13 protein-coding genes and 1 riboswitch are annotated in these 15,147 nt (G+C 67.3%); of the genes, 8 read left to right on the top strand and 5 right to left on the bottom strand.

The window, feature by feature from the left end:
* Positions 1–18 precede the first annotated feature (18 nt).
* Positions 19–1,209, top strand: coding sequence for a methionine adenosyltransferase (gene metK / locus I0D00_RS20850; protein ID WP_213641682.1), 1,191 nt, complete (start codon positions 19–21; stop codon positions 1,207–1,209).
* Between the two features lie 74 nt (positions 1,210–1,283).
* On the opposite strand, the gene I0D00_RS20855 is transcribed toward metK, so the two are convergent.
* On the bottom strand, positions 1,284–1,733 hold the full coding sequence (locus I0D00_RS20855; RefSeq protein WP_213641683.1) for a c-type cytochrome: 450 nt from the start codon (positions 1,731–1,733) through the stop codon (positions 1,284–1,286).
* Between the two features lie 181 nt (positions 1,734–1,914).
* Positions 1,915–2,008: riboswitch (S-adenosyl-L-homocysteine riboswitch) on the top strand.
* 23 nt (positions 2,009–2,031) lie between these two features.
* On the opposite strand from I0D00_RS20855, the gene I0D00_RS20860 reads away from it, so the two are divergent.
* The 3 genes from I0D00_RS20860 (at position 2,032) to I0D00_RS20870 (ending at position 5,294) form a co-directional block, all read left to right on the top strand.
* Positions 2,032–3,438, top strand: coding sequence for an adenosylhomocysteinase (locus tag I0D00_RS20860; protein ID WP_213641684.1), 1,407 nt, complete (start codon positions 2,032–2,034; stop codon positions 3,436–3,438).
* A 105-nt stretch (positions 3,439–3,543) separates the two neighbouring features.
* Positions 3,544–4,389 carry a methylenetetrahydrofolate reductase [NAD(P)H] gene (metF, locus tag I0D00_RS20865; protein ID WP_213641685.1) on the top strand — a complete coding sequence of 282 codons (846 nt, stop codon included), beginning with the start codon at positions 3,544–3,546 and terminating at the stop codon, positions 4,387–4,389.
* A 113-nt stretch (positions 4,390–4,502) separates the two neighbouring features.
* A complete protein-coding gene (locus I0D00_RS20870) occupies positions 4,503–5,294 on the top strand; it encodes a substrate-binding periplasmic protein (RefSeq protein ID WP_213641686.1) in 792 nt (263 codons plus the stop codon).
* Between the two features lie 21 nt (positions 5,295–5,315).
* Here the strand turns inward: I0D00_RS20870 and ppnN are convergent, their stop codons facing one another.
* Positions 5,316–6,689 carry a nucleotide 5'-monophosphate nucleosidase PpnN gene (gene ppnN, locus I0D00_RS20875; protein WP_213641687.1) on the bottom strand — a complete coding sequence of 458 codons (1,374 nt, stop codon included), beginning with the start codon at positions 6,687–6,689 and terminating at the stop codon, positions 5,316–5,318.
* Between the two features lie 506 nt (positions 6,690–7,195).
* Here ppnN and I0D00_RS20880 point away from each other — a divergent pair.
* A complete protein-coding gene (locus I0D00_RS20880) occupies positions 7,196–9,001 on the top strand; it encodes an RNA helicase RhlE2 (protein WP_213641688.1) in 1,806 nt (601 codons plus the stop codon).
* Positions 9,002–9,108: 107 nt separating this feature from the next.
* Here the strand turns inward: I0D00_RS20880 and I0D00_RS20885 are convergent, their stop codons facing one another.
* On the bottom strand, positions 9,109–9,687 hold the full coding sequence (locus I0D00_RS20885) for a YceI family protein (protein ID WP_213641689.1): 579 nt from the start codon (positions 9,685–9,687) through the stop codon (positions 9,109–9,111).
* A gap of 64 nt (positions 9,688–9,751) precedes the next feature.
* Positions 9,752–10,297, bottom strand: a complete 546-nt coding sequence (locus I0D00_RS20890; protein ID WP_213641690.1) for a cytochrome b — start codon at positions 10,295–10,297, stop codon at positions 9,752–9,754.
* 311 nt (positions 10,298–10,608) lie between these two features.
* Here I0D00_RS20890 and I0D00_RS20895 point away from each other — a divergent pair, with 311 nt between their 5' ends.
* The 3 genes from I0D00_RS20895 to I0D00_RS20905 all read left to right on the top strand — a co-directional run bounded on the left by I0D00_RS20895 (position 10,609) and on the right by I0D00_RS20905 (position 14,562).
* A complete protein-coding gene (locus I0D00_RS20895) occupies positions 10,609–12,015 on the top strand; it encodes an adenosylmethionine--8-amino-7-oxononanoate transaminase (RefSeq protein WP_213641691.1) in 1,407 nt (468 codons plus the stop codon).
* A gap of 90 nt (positions 12,016–12,105) precedes the next feature.
* Positions 12,106–12,825 (top strand): 16S rRNA (uracil(1498)-N(3))-methyltransferase, encoded by a 720-nt coding sequence (locus tag I0D00_RS20900; RefSeq protein ID WP_213641692.1) that lies wholly within the window; start codon positions 12,106–12,108, stop codon positions 12,823–12,825.
* A 234-nt stretch (positions 12,826–13,059) separates the two neighbouring features.
* Positions 13,060–14,562, top strand: coding sequence for an alanine/glycine:cation symporter family protein (locus I0D00_RS20905; protein WP_213641693.1), 1,503 nt, complete (start codon positions 13,060–13,062; stop codon positions 14,560–14,562).
* Positions 14,563–14,674: 112 nt separating this feature from the next.
* Here I0D00_RS20905 and I0D00_RS20910 read toward each other — a convergent pair whose 3' ends face one another.
* Entirely contained in the window at positions 14,675–15,145 is a 471-nt protein-coding gene (locus I0D00_RS20910; protein ID WP_213641694.1) for a chemotaxis protein CheW, read from the bottom strand.
* Positions 15,146–15,147: the final 2 nt, after the last annotated feature.

Below are 15,147 nucleotides of genomic sequence, written 5' to 3' on the forward strand. Positions count from 1 at the left end.
ATTTAGGAAGACCGATAGATGAGCGACTACTCCCTGTTTACCTCCGAGTCCGTGTCCGAAGGCCATCCGGACAAGATCGCCGACCAGATCTCCGACGCGGTGCTCGATGCCATCATCGCCCAGGACAAGTATGCCCGCGTGGCCTGCGAGACCCTGGTCAAGACCGGCGTGGCGATCATCGCCGGCGAAGTCACCACCAGCGCCTGGGTCGACCTGGAAGAGCTGGTGCGCAAGGTCATCATCGACATCGGCTACGACAGCTCCGACGTCGGCTTCGACGGCGCCACCTGCGGCATCATCAACATCATCGGCAAGCAGTCCCCGGACATCAACCAGGGCGTCGACCGGGCCAAGCCGGAAGACCAGGGCGCCGGCGACCAGGGCCTGATGTTCGGCTACGCCAGCAACGAGACCGACGTGCTGATGCCGGCGCCGATCTGCTTCAGCCACCGCCTGGTCGAGCGCCAGGCCGAGGCGCGCAAGTCCGGCCTGCTGCCGTGGCTGCGCCCGGACGCCAAGAGCCAGGTCACCTGCCGCTACGAGAACGGCAAGGTCACCGGCATCGACGCCGTGGTGCTGTCCACCCAGCACAACCCGGACGTCAGCTACAACGACCTGCGCGAAGGGGTGATGGAGCTGATCGTCAAGCACGTGCTGCCGGCCGAACTGCTGCACAAGGACACCCAGTTCCACATCAACCCCACCGGCCAGTTCATCATCGGCGGCCCGGTAGGCGACTGCGGCCTGACCGGGCGCAAGATCATCGTCGACTCCTACGGCGGCATGGCCCGCCACGGTGGCGGCGCCTTCTCCGGCAAGGACCCGTCCAAGGTCGACCGCAGCGCCGCCTACGCCGGCCGCTACGTGGCCAAGAACATCGTCGCCGCCGGCCTGGCCGAGCGCTGCGAGATCCAGGTGTCCTACGCCATCGGCGTGGCCCAGCCGACCTCCATCTCGATCAACACCTTCGGCACCAACAAGGTCAGCGACGACACCATCATCAAGCTGGTGCGCGAGGTCTTCGACCTGCGCCCCTACGCCATCACCACGATGCTCGACCTGCTGCACCCGATGTACCAGCCGACCGCGGCCTATGGCCACTTCGGCCGCGAGCCGGTGGAGATGAGCTACGGCGACGACAGCTTCACCGCCTTCACCTGGGAGAAGACCGACAAGGCCGCCGAACTGCGCGCCGCCGCCGGCCTGTAACCCCCCCGGAACCACGAAAAAGCCCCGCATCCGCGGGGCTTTTTCGTTGGCTCACAGCAAGCCGGGCCGATCGCTCAGAACGCGCGGAACTCCTGGTGGCAAGCCTCACAGCTGTCCTCGACGCGCTGCATCGCCGGCGCCAGCGTCCGCTCGCGCAGCGGCCTGGCGGTCGTGGCCGCGACCAGCGCGGCGGTGGCCCCCTCCAGCTCACGGGCCAGCTGCTGGAAACGCGCCTGGCGCTGCCATACCTCGTCCTTGGCCTGGCTGCCGTCCTCCTCCCTGACCTGGGGAAAGTGCTGCCAGGGCGCGCGCGCCAGCCGGTCCAGCTCGGCGGCGCCGCTGACGAAGCGCTGTTCGTCGAAGGCGAGGCGCCCGCGCAGCATGCCGCCGAGGTCCTCGCTGGTCTTGAGCATCTGCTTGAAGATGGCCTGGCGCTGGCCCAGGGGCGAGTCGGGGTCGACCTCGCCGCAGGCGACGAGGGCCAGGCTGGCGAGCAGAATGGGCAGGGCGATTGTCAGTTTCATGGACCATGGATTCGGCGGCGAAGGCGGACCACAGTATCCCCACTCGCGACGCCCCGGCCAAGCGCGGTGTTTTGCCGCAGATGTCGGCGCAGCGGCGACGGAAAGCCTTGGGCTTGGCCGCCGGCCTGGCTATAATCCGCAGGCTTCACGCGACCGGCACCGCTCCGGGCGCGCCCGCCACCCGTCCGAGGGGCGCTGCAGCAAGCCTCATTAACAGAGGATTTGTCAGGCTCGGATGGGGCGTTATCCATACGCATCAACGGCGCCCATTCGCAGACAACGAATGGAGAACTCAGTTATGAGCGCTGTACTGACGCCTGCCGGTTTCACCGACTACAAGGTCGCCGACATTGCCCTGGCCGCCTGGGGCCGCCGCGAGCTGATCATCGCCGAGTCCGAGATGCCGGCGCTGATGGGCCTGCGCCGCAAGTATGCCGTCGAGCAACCGCTCAAGGGCGCGAAGATCCTCGGCTGCATCCACATGACCATCCAGACCGGCGTGCTGATCGAGACCCTGATCGCCCTGGGCGCCGAGGTGCGCTGGTCGAGCTGCAACATCTTCTCCACCCAGGACCAGGCCGCCGCTGCCATCGCCGCCGCCGGCATCCCGGTGTTCGCCTGGAAGGGCGAGACCGAGGCCGAGTACGAGTGGTGCATCGAGCAGACCATCCTGAAAGACGGTAAGCCGTGGGACGCCAACATGGTGCTGGACGACGGCGGCGACCTGACCGAAATCCTGCACAAGAAATACCCGGCGATGCTCGACAAGATCCACGGCATCACCGAGGAGACCACCACTGGCGTGCACCGCCTGCTCGACATGCTCAAGGCCGGCAGCCTGAAAGTCCCGGCGATCAACGTCAACGACTCGGTGACCAAGAGCAAGAACGACAACAAGTACGGCTGCCGTCACAGCCTCAACGACGCCATCAAGCGCGGCACCGACCACCTGCTGTCGGGCAAGCAGGCCCTGGTTATCGGCTACGGCGACGTGGGCAAGGGCTCGGCGCAGTCGCTGCGCCAGGAAGGCATGATCGTCAAGGTCAGCGAAGTCGACCCGATCTGCGCCATGCAGGCCTGCATGGACGGCTTCGAGTTGGTCTCGCCGTACCAGAACGGCCTCAACGACGGCACCGAGGCCAGCGTTGACGCCGCCCTGCTGGGCAAGATCGACCTGATCGTGACCACCACCGGCAACGTCAACGTGTGCGACGCCGGCATGCTCAAGGCCCTGAAGAAGCGCGCCGTGGTGTGCAACATCGGTCACTTCGACAACGAGATCGACACCGCCTTCATGCGCAAGAACTGGGGTTGGGAAGAGGTCAAGCCGCAGGTGCACAAGATCCACCGCACCGGCAAGGATATCGATCCGGCCAACGACGACTACCTGATCCTGCTGGCCGAAGGCCGCCTAGTCAACCTGGGCAATGCCACCGGCCACCCGAGCCGGATCATGGACGGCTCCTTCGCCAACCAGGTGCTGGCGCAGATCCACCTGTTCGGCCAGAAGTTCGCCGAGCTGCCGGCCAGCGAGAAGGCCGCGCGCCTGTGCGTAGAGGTGCTGCCGAAGAAGCTCGACGAGGAAGTGGCGCTGGAGATGGTCAAGGGCTTCGGCGGCGTGGTCACCCAGTTGACGCCCAAGCAGGCCGAGTACATCGGCGTGACCGTGGACGGTCCGTTCAAGCCGGACAGCTACCGCTACTGATCGCCCTGGGGTGGAAACGGCCAACGGCCTTTTCCACCCGGCCATTCCAGGCGGTGGAAAGCGCTGCGCGCGCTTTCCACCCTATGCCGCTAAGGACTTCTCTCCATGTTTCAAGAACGCAGCTACAGCTTCGAGTTCTTCCCCGCGAAGACCGAGGCCGGGCATGAAAAACTGCTGGATACCGCACGCCAACTGGCCGCCTACAAGCCCGATTTCTTCTCCTGCACCTACGGCGCCGGCGGCTCCACCCGCGACCGCACGGTTTCCACGGTGCTGCAGCTGAATGACGAAGTACAGGTGTCCACCGCCCCCCACCTGTCCTGCGTCGGCGACAGCAAGGCCGAACTGCGGCAGTTGCTGAACCTGTACAAGGATGCCGGCATCCGGCGCATCGTCGCCCTGCGCGGCGACCTGCCATCCGGCATGGGCCTGGCCAGCGGCGAACTGCGCTATGCCAATGAACTGGTCGGCTTCATCCGCGAGGAAACCGGCGACCACTTCCACATCGAGATCGCCGCCTACCCGGAAATGCACCCCCAGGCGCGCAACTTCGAGGCCGATATCGCCAACTTCGTGCGCAAGGCCCAGGCCGGCGCCAGCAGCGCCATCACCCAGTACTTCTTCAACGTCGACAGCTACTTCTACTTCGTCGAGCGGGTGCGCAAGCTCGGCGTCGACATCCCGGTGGTGCCCGGCATCATGCCGATCACCAACTACAGCAAGCTGGCGCGCTTCTCCGATGCCTGCGGCGCGGAGATTCCACGCTGGGTGCGCAAGCAGCTGGAGGCCTACGGCGACGACAGCGACAGCATCCGCGCCTACGGCGAGCAGGTGGTCAGCGAGATGTGCGAACGCCTGCTACAAGGCGGCGCGCCGGGCCTGCACTTCTACACCATGAACCTGGCCGGCCCCAGCCTGGCGATCTGGAACAACCTCAAGCTGTCCGCCTGAGGGCGTCAGGCGCCGTGGCACCGGTCAACCCCCGGCACCACGGCGCGGCGGCGACCCGGCCGTCACCCGGCCGCGCTCTTTGCACGCTCGTCTCAGCGGCGTATTCTGGCCCGATGACGGCCCTCCTACGCGCCCTGCTCGCCCTCCTCCTGCTCGCCGCACCGGGCCTGAGCGCCCATGGCCAGCCCCTGCGCATCGTCAGCGAGGCCTGGGCGCCCTATGTCTACGAGGAGCGCGGGCAGTTGCGCGGCCTGGACTACGAGGCGACGGCCATCGTCCTGCAGCGCCTGGGCATCGACGCCGAATGGCAGCTGATGCCCTGGAAGCGCTGCCTGGCGGCCCTGCAGCAGGGCCAGGCCGATGCGATACTCGACGTGTTCCAGACCGCCGAGCGCCAGGCCGGCATGCTGTTCCCCGCCGAGCCGCTGTCGGAGGTCGAGTTCGTCCTGTTCCACGCCCGGGCGCGACCGCACCCCTTTCGCCGCCTGGCCGACCTGCACGGCCTGAAAGTCGGCGTGTCGGCCGGCTACTGGTACGCCAACCGCGCGTTCCGCGAATCCACCGCCTTCACCCGGGAACCGGCGCCGGACCATGCGGCCAACTTCGGCAAACTGCTGCGCAATCGCGTCGATCTGGTGATCAACGACCACCGCGCCGGCCACTACCTGCTGAGCCGGATGAACCTGAGCGAGGCGATCGGCCACAGCCCCCGGGTGGTCAGCCGCGACCGGCTGTACCTGGGCCTGCGCCGCGACGCCGAACTCGAAAAGCTAGCCGTGCGCTTCGCCGAGGCGCTGCGGCGCTTCAAGGGCGAGCCGGCCTATACGGCCCTGCTCGAGCGCTATGCGTCGCCCTCGACGACGCACGCCACCCCCGCTCCGGAGGCGGAACAGCCGACCCTCTGAGGCGCAGCCGGCGCTCCCGCCCTAGGCCACCACCTTGTAGCTCGGCACATAGTCGCTGCCGCCCGGCAGCTTCATGCGCTGCTGATCGACGAAGGCCTGCAGCAGGCGATCCAGCGGCCGCATGATGCCCTCGTCGCCGGTGATCTGGTACGGCCCATGCTCCTCGATCAGGCGGATGCCCTGGACCTTCACATTGCCGGCGACTATGCCGGAGAACGCCCGGCGCAGCTGCGCCGCCAGCTCGTGCACCGGCTGGTCGCGGGTCAGGTTGAGGCCGGCCATGTTTTCATGGGTGGGCTCGAAGGGGCGCTGGAAGCTCTCATCGATCTTCAGCAGCCAGTTGAAGTGGAAGGCATCGTTGCGCTCGCGGCGGAACTGGGTGACCGCCTTGATGCCCAGGGCCATCTCCCGCGCCACCCGGGCCGGATCGTCGACGATGATCTGGTAGCGCTGCTGCGCCTCCTGGCCCAGGGTGGCGCCGATGAACTCGTGCAACTGCTGCAGGTAGGGCTCGGCGCTGCGCGGCCCGGTGAGGATCAGCGGGAAAGGCAGGTCCTTGTTGTCCGGGTGCATCAGGATGCCGAGGAAATACAGGAACTCCTCGGCGGTGCCGGCGCCGCCGGGGAAGATGATGATGCCGTGCCCCACCCGCACGAAGGCCTCCAGACGCTTCTCGATATCCGGCAGGATCACCAGCTCGTTGACGATCGGGTTGGGCGCCTCGGCGGCGATGATGCCCGGCTCGGTCAGCCCCAGGTAGCGGCCGGTGACGTTGCGCTGCTTGGCATGGGCGATGGTGGCGCCCTTCATCGGCCCCTTCATCACCCCGGGACCGCAGCCGGTGCAGACGTCGAGGCCGCGCAGGCCCAGCTCGTGGCCGACGATCTTGGTGTACTTGTACTCCTCGCGGTTGATCGAGTGCCCGCCCCAGCACACCACGATCTTCGGCTCCACGCCGGCGCGCAGGGTGCGGGCGTTGCGCAGCAGGTGGAAGACATAGTCGGTGATGCCCTGGGAGCTCTCGAAGTCGACCCGCTTGTTCTCCAGCTCGCTCTGGGTGTAGACGATGTCGCGCAGGGCGCTGAACAGCATCTCGCGGGTGCTGGCGATCATCTCGCCGTCGACGAAGGCATCGGCCGGCGCGTTCAGCAATTCCAGACGAATGCCGCGATCCTGCTGGTGGATGCGCACCTCGAAGTCCGGATAGGCCTCCAGGATGGTCTTGGCGTTGTCGCTGCTCGAGCCGGTATTGAGGATCGCCAGGGCGCACTGGCGAAACAGCGCATAGACACTGCCGCAGCCGGTCTCGCGCAGCTGCTGCACTTCGCGCTGGGACAGGGTCTCCAGGCTGCCCTTGGGCGACACCGAAGCATTGGTGGTATTTCTCTTGGCCATGCAGGCGCTCCATCGTGGTGAGGCCGACCACGCCCCGAAAGGCTGATCGTTCAGTCAAGTTATAGCCCAGCGCCCGCCCGAGCCGGATAGCGGCCGGTGACACCAGGCTGGATCGGGGTGGTTCCTCGCCCTGCCGACTGGGCGGGGCAGGTCGCCGAACGGCTCGGTGGCAGAGTGCCCGGCCGCGCGCGGTAATCGCTGGCCGCATGATCTCCGACGCGGCGAAACTTTGCACGCAGGGCTTGCGCCCTCGCCGCCCAGCCGCCGCGGCAGGCGGCGCGCCCAAGCGGGGCCCCGCGCGGGCTCGCGGGTCACCGCCGCGGCGGGCGACGCGAGGCACCCCATGACGCAACTGTTCTGTTATACTCGGGCCTCCCCGCCAGGCTTGCGCCCGGATGCTAGCCCCCAGTGGCCAGCAGTACCGGACGGGATTGCGCGCACCACGCCGCGATTCAAGCCAGGCAATACACCCCATAGGGCCTCGCCCTCACTAGACAGGATTGCACATGTCCTTTGCCTCCCTCGGTCTCTCCGAGGCTTTAGTCCGTGCGGTCGAATCCGTCGGCTACACCCAGCCCACTCCGGTGCAACAGCGGGCCATCCCCGCCGTGTTGCAAGGTCGCGACCTGATGGTGGCGGCCCAGACGGGTACAGGTAAGACAGGCGGTTTTGCCCTGCCGATCCTCGAGCGACTGTTCCCCAACGGTCACCCGGATCGCGAACACCGCCACGGCCCCAAGCAGCCGCGCGTGCTGGTGTTGACCCCCACCCGCGAACTGGCCGCCCAGGTCCATGACAGCTTCAAGGCCTACGCCCGCGACCTGAAGTTCGTCAGCGCCTGTATCTTCGGCGGCGTTGGCATGAACCCCCAGATTCAGGCCCTGGCCAAGGGCGTCGACGTCCTGGTGGCCTGCCCCGGTCGCCTGCTCGACCTGACCAACCAGAAGGCCATCGACCTCTCCCACGTGGAGATCCTGGTCCTCGACGAAGCCGACCGCATGCTCGACATGGGCTTCATCCATGACGTCAAGAAGGTCCTCGCCAAGCTGCCGACCAAGCGGCAGAACCTGCTGTTCTCGGCGACCTTCTCCAAGGACATCACCGACCTGGCCGGCAAGCTGCTGCACAACCCCGAGCGCATCGAGGTGACGCCGCCGAACACCACGGTCGAGCGCATCGAGCAGCGCGTGTTCCGCCTGCAGGCCAGCCACAAGCGCGCCCTGCTCGCCCACCTGGTCACCGCCGGCGCCTGGGAACAGGTGCTGGTCTTCACCCGCACCAAGCACGGCGCCAACCGCCTGGCCGAGTACCTCGACAAGCACGGCCTGCCGGCCGTGGCGATCCACGGCAACAAGAGCCAGAACGCCCGCACCAAGGCCCTGGCCGACTTCAAGGCGAATCAGGTGCGCATCCTGGTCGCCACCGACATCGCCGCCCGCGGCCTGGACATCGACCAGCTGCCCCACGTGGTCAACTTCGAGCTGCCCAACGTCGAGGAAGACTACGTGCACCGCATCGGCCGCACCGGCCGGGCCGGGCGCAGCGGCGAGGCGATCTCGCTGGTCGCCCCGGACGAAGAGAAGCTGCTCAAGGGCATCGAACGGATGACCAAGCAGAAGATTCCGGACGGTGACCTGATGGGCTTCGATGCCAGCAAGGTCGAGGCCGAGCGCCCGGAAGTACGCGAGCCGCAGAAACCCCGCCCGCCCCGTGGCGGCGGCGGTGGTGGCGAGCGCCACGGCAGCGGGCGCAAGGACAAGGGCAAGGACAGCGGCAAGAGCAAGGCGCAGCCGGCTCGCGGCCAGCAACAACCGCGCGCGGCGCGCCCGGTCGCCGCGGCCATCCCCGCCTTGCCCCCCGACCGGGCACCGGACGAGTTCCGCGACGACGAGATCGACAACTTCGGCAACCGGGTCGACTACGTCAGTCCGCACCAGAACAAGCCGCAGAACCGCGGCCGGCGCCCCGGCGCCGCGGCGGCCGCCACGCCCGGGCAAGGCCCGCGCAGCCAGGGCAAGGGACCACGCACCGGCGGCGGCCAGAGCCAGGCTCAGGGCAAGCGCCAGGGCGGCCAAGGCCGTAACGGCAACGGTCGTGCCCGCGCGCCCCGCGACAGCAGCATCGCCCTCAACCGCGACGAGCTGCCGCGCCAGGAGCCGGTCGTGAAGAGCGCCCGCGACAAGCAGCCGGTGATCATGCACAAGGGCTCGCGCAGCGAGCGCTTCCCGACGCCGGAGCAGCTCGACGAGCTGTCGAACAACCGCCCGCGCGGCGAGAAGCCGGCCCTGCTGACCCGTAACCGCGACAGCTAAGGCCGCCAGCACAGGGATGGCGCCGACCCTGTCGGCGCTGCCCGTGATGCGGAAACGAAAAAGCCGACCCCGGGGTCGGCTTTTTCGTTTCCGCGGGACACCCGGGCTTACTGGCGCACGCCTTCCACCGAGATGGTCAGCTCGACTTCCTCGGAAGCCGGGCCCAGGTCCATGGTGATGCCGAAGTCCTTGAGCTTCAGCTTGGTCGAGCCGGAGAAGCCGGCGCGGTAGCCGCCCCAGGGATCCTCGCCCTCACCGATGAAGGTGGCGGCGATCACCACCGGCTTGGTCACGCCGTTCAGGCTCAGGTTGCCGGTGATGTCGGCCGTGCCTGCTCCCGTGCTCTTCACCGCGGTGGACTCGAAGGTGGCCTGCGGATGCTTGCCGACGCTGAGGAAGTCGTCGCTGCGCAGGTGCTTGTCCCGTTCGGCGTGATTGGTATCGACGCTGGCGGTGTCCAGGCTGACCTTGACCTTGCTCGCCTGCGGATTCTTTTCGTCGTAACTGAACTGGCCCTCGAACTCCTTGAAGGTGCCGTACAGCCAGCTGTAGCCCAGGTGGCTGATCTTGAAGTTGACGAAGGCGTGCTGGCCTTCGGTGTCGATCACATAGTCGGCGGCCAGGGCCTGGCCGGCGCCGAACAGGGCCGAGCCGATGGCCAGCGCGGCGAGGGTGTTTTTCAGCATGACGAATCTCCTTGTGAGATGGGGGGGATCGAAGCGTGGAATCTTGCGAGACGGCCGACCGCGGTCAACGCCCGAGCATGCGCCTCAAGGTGGCGTCGCGATCGATGAAGTGATGCTTGAGCGCGGCCAGCGCGTGGACCCCGGCGAAGATCACCAGGGCCCAGGCCAGGTACTCGTGCACCAGCCCGGCCAGGTCTTCCTGGCGCGGAATGCTGGTCAGCGTCGCCGGCACCTCGAACAGGCCGAATACGGCAATGCCGCGCCCTTCGGCGGTGGAGATCAGGTAGCCGGAGATCATCAGCACGAACAGCCCGAAATAGAGAGAGGAGTGGCCGAGACGACTGCCCAGGCGGGTCAGCCGGCCATGGCTCGGCAGGCTCGCCGGGGGCGGGCTGACCCGGCGCCAGAGCATGCGCGCGAGCATCACCGCGAACAGCAGCAGGCCGATGCTCTTGTGCAGCTCCGGCGCGGTCTTGTACCAGGGGCTGTAGTAATTCAGACCGACCATCCAGTAGCCCAGGCCGAACAGGCCGAACACGGCCAGGGCCACCAACCAGTGCAAGAGAATGCTGACCAGGCCGTAACGATCGGCCGAATTGCGCCACTGCATCAAGGACAAGCTCCACGTAGAGGGCCGCGCACCCGCGGTGCGCGAAAACTGCCGGCAAGACTAACAACAAAACTATCGATTAAACGCGAAAAAATTCGCTCTGAAATATCGATAAATACGAACAGTAACAGGCCCTACCGGACCAGCCGGATTGGTCCTGCGCACGGCCCGAAGGTTCAACGCAGGTCGCCCGGCGGCGCTTCAGGCAGGACGAACGGCAGGCGCGGGCGGCCGCCGCCCGGGCGGATACCCGCGCCATCGCCGCGAACACATCTGATAGGCTTGCCGCTGATGATTGGGAGAGCGTTTCGATGAGCCTGAATGACCACTGGATGCAACGCGACCTGGCCGTGCTCTGGCACCCCTGCACCCAGATGAAAGACCACGAACAGCTGCCCCTGGTGCCGATCAGACGCGGCGAGGGCGTATGGCTGGAAGACTTCGACGGCAAGCGCTATATCGACGCGGTCAGCTCCTGGTGGGTCAACGTGTTCGGCCACTCCAACCCGCGCATCAACCAGCGCATCAAGGACCAGGTCGACCAGCTGGAGCACGTGATTCTCGCCGGCTTCAGCCATGCGCCGGTGATCGAGCTGTCCGAGCGCCTGGTCAAGCTGACCCCGGCCGGACTGGACCGGGTGTTCTACGCCGACAACGGCTCGTCGTGCATCGAAGTGGCGCTGAAGATGAGCTTCCACTACTGGCTCAACGTCGGCCAGCCTGCGAAGAAGCGCTTCGTCACCCTGAGCAACAGCTATCACGGCGAAACCGTGGCGGCGATGTCGGTCGGCGACGTGGCGCTGTTCACCGACACCTACAAGGCGCTGCTGCTCGACACCCTCAAGGTGCCCAGCCCGGACTGCTTCCACCGCCCCGAGGGGATGAGCTGGGAGGCGCACTCGCGGGCCATGTTCGCCCACATGGAGCAGTGCCTGGCCGAGCATCACCGGGAAGTCGCCGCGGTGATAGTCGAGCCGCTGATCCAGGGCGCCGGGGGCATGCGCATGTACCACCCGATCTATCTCAGGCTGCTGCGCGAGGCCTGCGACCGCTACGGCGTGCACCTGATCCACGACGAGATCGCCGTCGGCTTCGGCCGCACCGGGACGATGTTCGCCTGCGAGCAGGCCGGCATCCGCCCGGACTTCCTCTGCCTGTCCAAGGCCCTGACCGGCGGCTACCTGCCGCTGGCCGCCTGCCTGACCACCGACACCGTCTACCAGGCCTTCTACGACGACTACTCGACCCTGCGCGCCTTCCTCCACTCGCACAGCTACACCGGCAACCCCCTGGCCTGCGCCGCCGCCTTGGCGACCCTGGACATCTTCGAGCAGGACGACGTCATCGAGGCCAACAAGGCGCTGGCCGCGCGCATGGCCAGCGCCACCGCACACCTGGCCGAGCACGCCCATGTCGCCGAGGTGCGCCAGACCGGCATGGCCCTGGCCGTGGAGATGGTGCAGGACAAAGCGAGCAAGACCACCTACCCCTGGCAGGAGCGCCGCGGCCTCAAGGTCTTCCAGCACGCCCTGAGCCGCGGCGCCCTGCTGCGTCCCCTGGGCAGCGTGGTGTACTTCCTGCCGCCGTACGTGATCAGCCCGGAGCAGATCGACTTCCTCGCCGAGGTCGCCAGCGAGGGTATCGACATCGCCACCCGCGACGCGGTCAGCGTGGCGGTGCCGCGCGGCGCCCGCACCGACTTCCGCGACCCCGGCTGAGCCGGCCGCGGAAAGGCCAGGCCCGCTACAAGCAGCGCGGCGATAAGGGTAAGCTTGGCGCCTTCCGCCCAAGGCTTACCCTGCAGACCCATGCGCCTCTCCCGTTTCTTCGTCGACGCCCCCCTCGCCCTCGGCCAGCACCAGCTGCCGGAGGCCCAGGCCCACTACATCGGCCGCGTGCTGCGCCACACGGTCGGCGATACGCTGCAGCTGTTCGACGGCAGCGGCCGGGAATACCTCGGCGAGCTGATCGAGGTGGGCAAGAAGAGCGTGCGCGTGGAGCTGCGCGAGACCTTCGCCGGCCTGGCCGAATCGCCGCTGCACATCCATCTGGGCCAGGGCCTGTCGCGCGGCGAGCGGATGGACTGGGCCATCCAGAAAGCCTGCGAACTGGGCGCCAACGCGATCAGCCCGATCGTCAGCGAACGCTGCGAGGTACGCCTCAAGGACGAGCGCGCCGACAAGCGCATGAGCCACTGGCGCCAGGTGACGATCAGCGCCTGCGAGCAGTGCGGCCGTTCGGTGCTGCCGATCCTCCACCCGCCGATCACCCTGAGCGAGTGGCTGCAACGGGTCGAGGCGCAGCTCAAGCTGGTCCTGCACCCGGTAGCCGAGCCGCTGGCCAGCCATGCCCGCCCGCAGTCGCTGGCCTTCCTGATCGGCCCGGAGGGCGGCCTGGCGGATGCCGAGGTGGCCCAGGCCCGAGCTGCCGGCTTCCACGCCGCGCGCCTCGGCCCGCGGGTCTTGCGCACCGAAACGGCGCCGGTGGTGGCGCTTTCCGTCGCCCAGCAGCTGTGGGGAGACTTCTAGTCCAGGCGCACGACGTGTCGCATCGCTGTAACAAGATGTGACTAGCGTGAATGGCAAGCTCCCGCCCTTCTGGCATGCTCCGCAGGCCAAAAGCGTACCCTCGGTCTACCACCGAGCGCCGCTCTTTGCTCTGGCCGGCCCTTGGCGCCGGACCGTCCTCCAATAACAATTCGCCGGGGGCAGGGGTTTCCCAAAAGGAAGCCACCGCAAGCCCTCAGCCCCAAGGAGCACTACATGAACGAACTGGTCTCGACCCTAAACGGACTGGTCTGGAGCCCTGCACTGATCTATCTGTGCCTCGGCGTCGGCCTGTATTTCACCCTGCGAGGTCGCTTCCTCCAGGTGCGCCATTTCAAGGAAATGATCCGCCTGATCTTCGCCAAGCGCACCAGCAGCCATGGCATCTCCTCCTTCCAGGCCCTGACCATGACCCTCGCCGGTCGCGTGGGTACCGGTAACATCGCCGGCGTGGCCACGGCCATCACCTTCGGCGGCCCGGGTGCCGTGTTCTGGATGTGGATGGTCGCCTTCCTCGGCGCCAGCTCGGCCTTTATCGAGTCGACCCTGGGCCAGGTCTACAAGGAAGACATCGACGGCCAGCACCGCGGCGGTCCGGCCTTCTATATCGAGAAGGGCCTGGGCATGAAGTGGTACGCCTGGATCTTCGCCCTGGTCACCGTGATCGCCTGCGGCCTGCTGCTGCCGGGTGTTCAGGCCAACTCCATCGGCTCCGGACTGAGCAACGCCATGGGCATCGACCCGAGCACCACCGCGGCGGTGCTGGCGGTCATGCTCGGCCTGATCATCTTCGGCGGCATCAAGCGCATCGCCACCTTCGCCGAGGTCGTGGTGCCCTTCATGGCACTGAGCTACATCATCGTCGCCTGCGTGATCATCGGCCTGAACATCGAGCAGCTGCCCGGCGTGGTCGCACTGATCCTCGAAAGCGCCTTCGGCATGGAGGCCGGCTTCGGCGCGATTCTCGGCCTGGCCATCATGTGGGGCGTGAAGCGCGGCGTGTACTCCAACGAAGCCGGCCAGGGTACCGGCCCGCACGCGTCCAGCGCCGCGGCCGTCACCCACCCGGCCAAGCAGGGCCTGGTACAGGCGTTCTCCGTGTACGTCGACACCCTGTTCGTCTGCTCGGCCACCGCCTTCATGCTGCTGATCACCGGCCAGTACAACGTCCAGGGCCCCGACGGTGAGGCCCTGCACACCGGTATCGCCGGCGTCGCGGCCGGCCCGGGCTACGTGCAGACCGCCATGGAGAACATCCTGCCGGGCTTCGGCTCCTACTTCGTGGCCATCGCCCTGTTCTTCTTCGCCTTCACCACCATCATCGCCTACTACTACATCGCCGAAACCAACATCGCCTTCATCAACCGCAAGATTCACCGTCCCTGGCTGACCCTGGCGCTGAAGTTCGGCATCATCGCGGCCACCGTCTACGGCACCGTGAAGACCGCCGACCTGGCCTGGGGCCTGGGCGATCTGGGCGTGGGCATGATGGCCTGGCTGAACATCGGCGCCATCCTGCTGATGCACAAGGTCGCCTACACCTGCCTGAAGGACTACGAGGCACAGAAGAAGCAGGGCCTGGACCCGGTCTTCGACCCCGAGAAGCTCGGCATCAAGAACGCCGACTACTGGACCGGCAAGAAGGGCGCCAGCCCAGCTGACGCCGCCGACGTGTCCGACGAGCCCGTCACCGAGGCTCGCCCGGAAAGCGCCCGCTAACGGCCGCTGAAAGCACAAGCCCCGCACGTCGCGTCCCATTCATCCTGGGGCGCGGCGTGCGGGGCTTTTTCGTGGGCCGGTGAAAGGCGGCGGGCGGGTCGAAAGGCGCCGTCTAGATCAGGCCGGCATCCGCCAGCATCTGCTCCAGGGCGACCAGATCGGGAATCTTCAGGACCTCTTCGCCCAGGGCCACGGCGTCCAGCTCCAGCGGCGCCAGCGGCGCGTCGGCCCGCGGCAGCGTGGCGTCGACCTTGAGCGAGTGCGGAATACCCTGCACCAGCAGGGCGATGAACTTGACCTTGGAGCGGCCGCCGAGGGCGTTGATCACCGCCACCCGGGCGGCGCCGCCGACCTGCACCTGGCCATCCGAGGCCGCCTCGAACGACAGCAGCGGCAGGCGCAGATCGCGCCAGGCAATCTGCCCGAGAAACCAGGCCGGCATGTCGGCGCCGGCCTGCGGCGCGCGATAGGGGATCAGCTCGGCGAGCGCCACGTTGGGCAACAGCAGGCTGCGGTCGGCCAACGGCACCTGCAGCGCCGTCAGGCTGGTGACTGTGTTCTGGGTGGCTAGGGCTTGGCTCATGA

This window comes from Pseudomonas lalucatii (assembly GCF_018398425.1).
Lineage (GTDB): Bacteria > Pseudomonadota > Gammaproteobacteria > Pseudomonadales > Pseudomonadaceae > Aquipseudomonas > Aquipseudomonas lalucatii.

Coding starts and splice junctions, on each gene's coding strand:
- metK (WP_213641682.1), top strand. CDS start 19: ATGAGCGACTACTCCCTGTTTACCTCCGAGTCCGTGTCCGAAGGCCAT.
- I0D00_RS20855 (WP_213641683.1), bottom strand. CDS start 1,733: ATGAAACTGACAATCGCCCTGCCCATTCTGCTCGCCAGCCTGGCCCTC.
- I0D00_RS20860 (WP_213641684.1), top strand. CDS start 2,032: ATGAGCGCTGTACTGACGCCTGCCGGTTTCACCGACTACAAGGTCGCC.
- metF (WP_213641685.1), top strand. CDS start 3,544: ATGTTTCAAGAACGCAGCTACAGCTTCGAGTTCTTCCCCGCGAAGACC.
- I0D00_RS20870 (WP_213641686.1), top strand. CDS start 4,503: ATGACGGCCCTCCTACGCGCCCTGCTCGCCCTCCTCCTGCTCGCCGCA.
- ppnN (WP_213641687.1), bottom strand. CDS start 6,689: ATGGCCAAGAGAAATACCACCAATGCTTCGGTGTCGCCCAAGGGCAGC.
- I0D00_RS20880 (WP_213641688.1), top strand. CDS start 7,196: ATGTCCTTTGCCTCCCTCGGTCTCTCCGAGGCTTTAGTCCGTGCGGTC.
- I0D00_RS20885 (WP_213641689.1), bottom strand. CDS start 9,687: ATGCTGAAAAACACCCTCGCCGCGCTGGCCATCGGCTCGGCCCTGTTC.
- I0D00_RS20890 (WP_213641690.1), bottom strand. CDS start 10,297: ATGCAGTGGCGCAATTCGGCCGATCGTTACGGCCTGGTCAGCATTCTC.
- I0D00_RS20895 (WP_213641691.1), top strand. CDS start 10,609: ATGAGCCTGAATGACCACTGGATGCAACGCGACCTGGCCGTGCTCTGG.
- I0D00_RS20900 (WP_213641692.1), top strand. CDS start 12,106: ATGCGCCTCTCCCGTTTCTTCGTCGACGCCCCCCTCGCCCTCGGCCAG.
- I0D00_RS20905 (WP_213641693.1), top strand. CDS start 13,060: ATGAACGAACTGGTCTCGACCCTAAACGGACTGGTCTGGAGCCCTGCA.
- I0D00_RS20910 (WP_213641694.1), bottom strand. CDS start 15,145: ATGAGCCAAGCCCTAGCCACCCAGAACACAGTCACCAGCCTGACGGCG.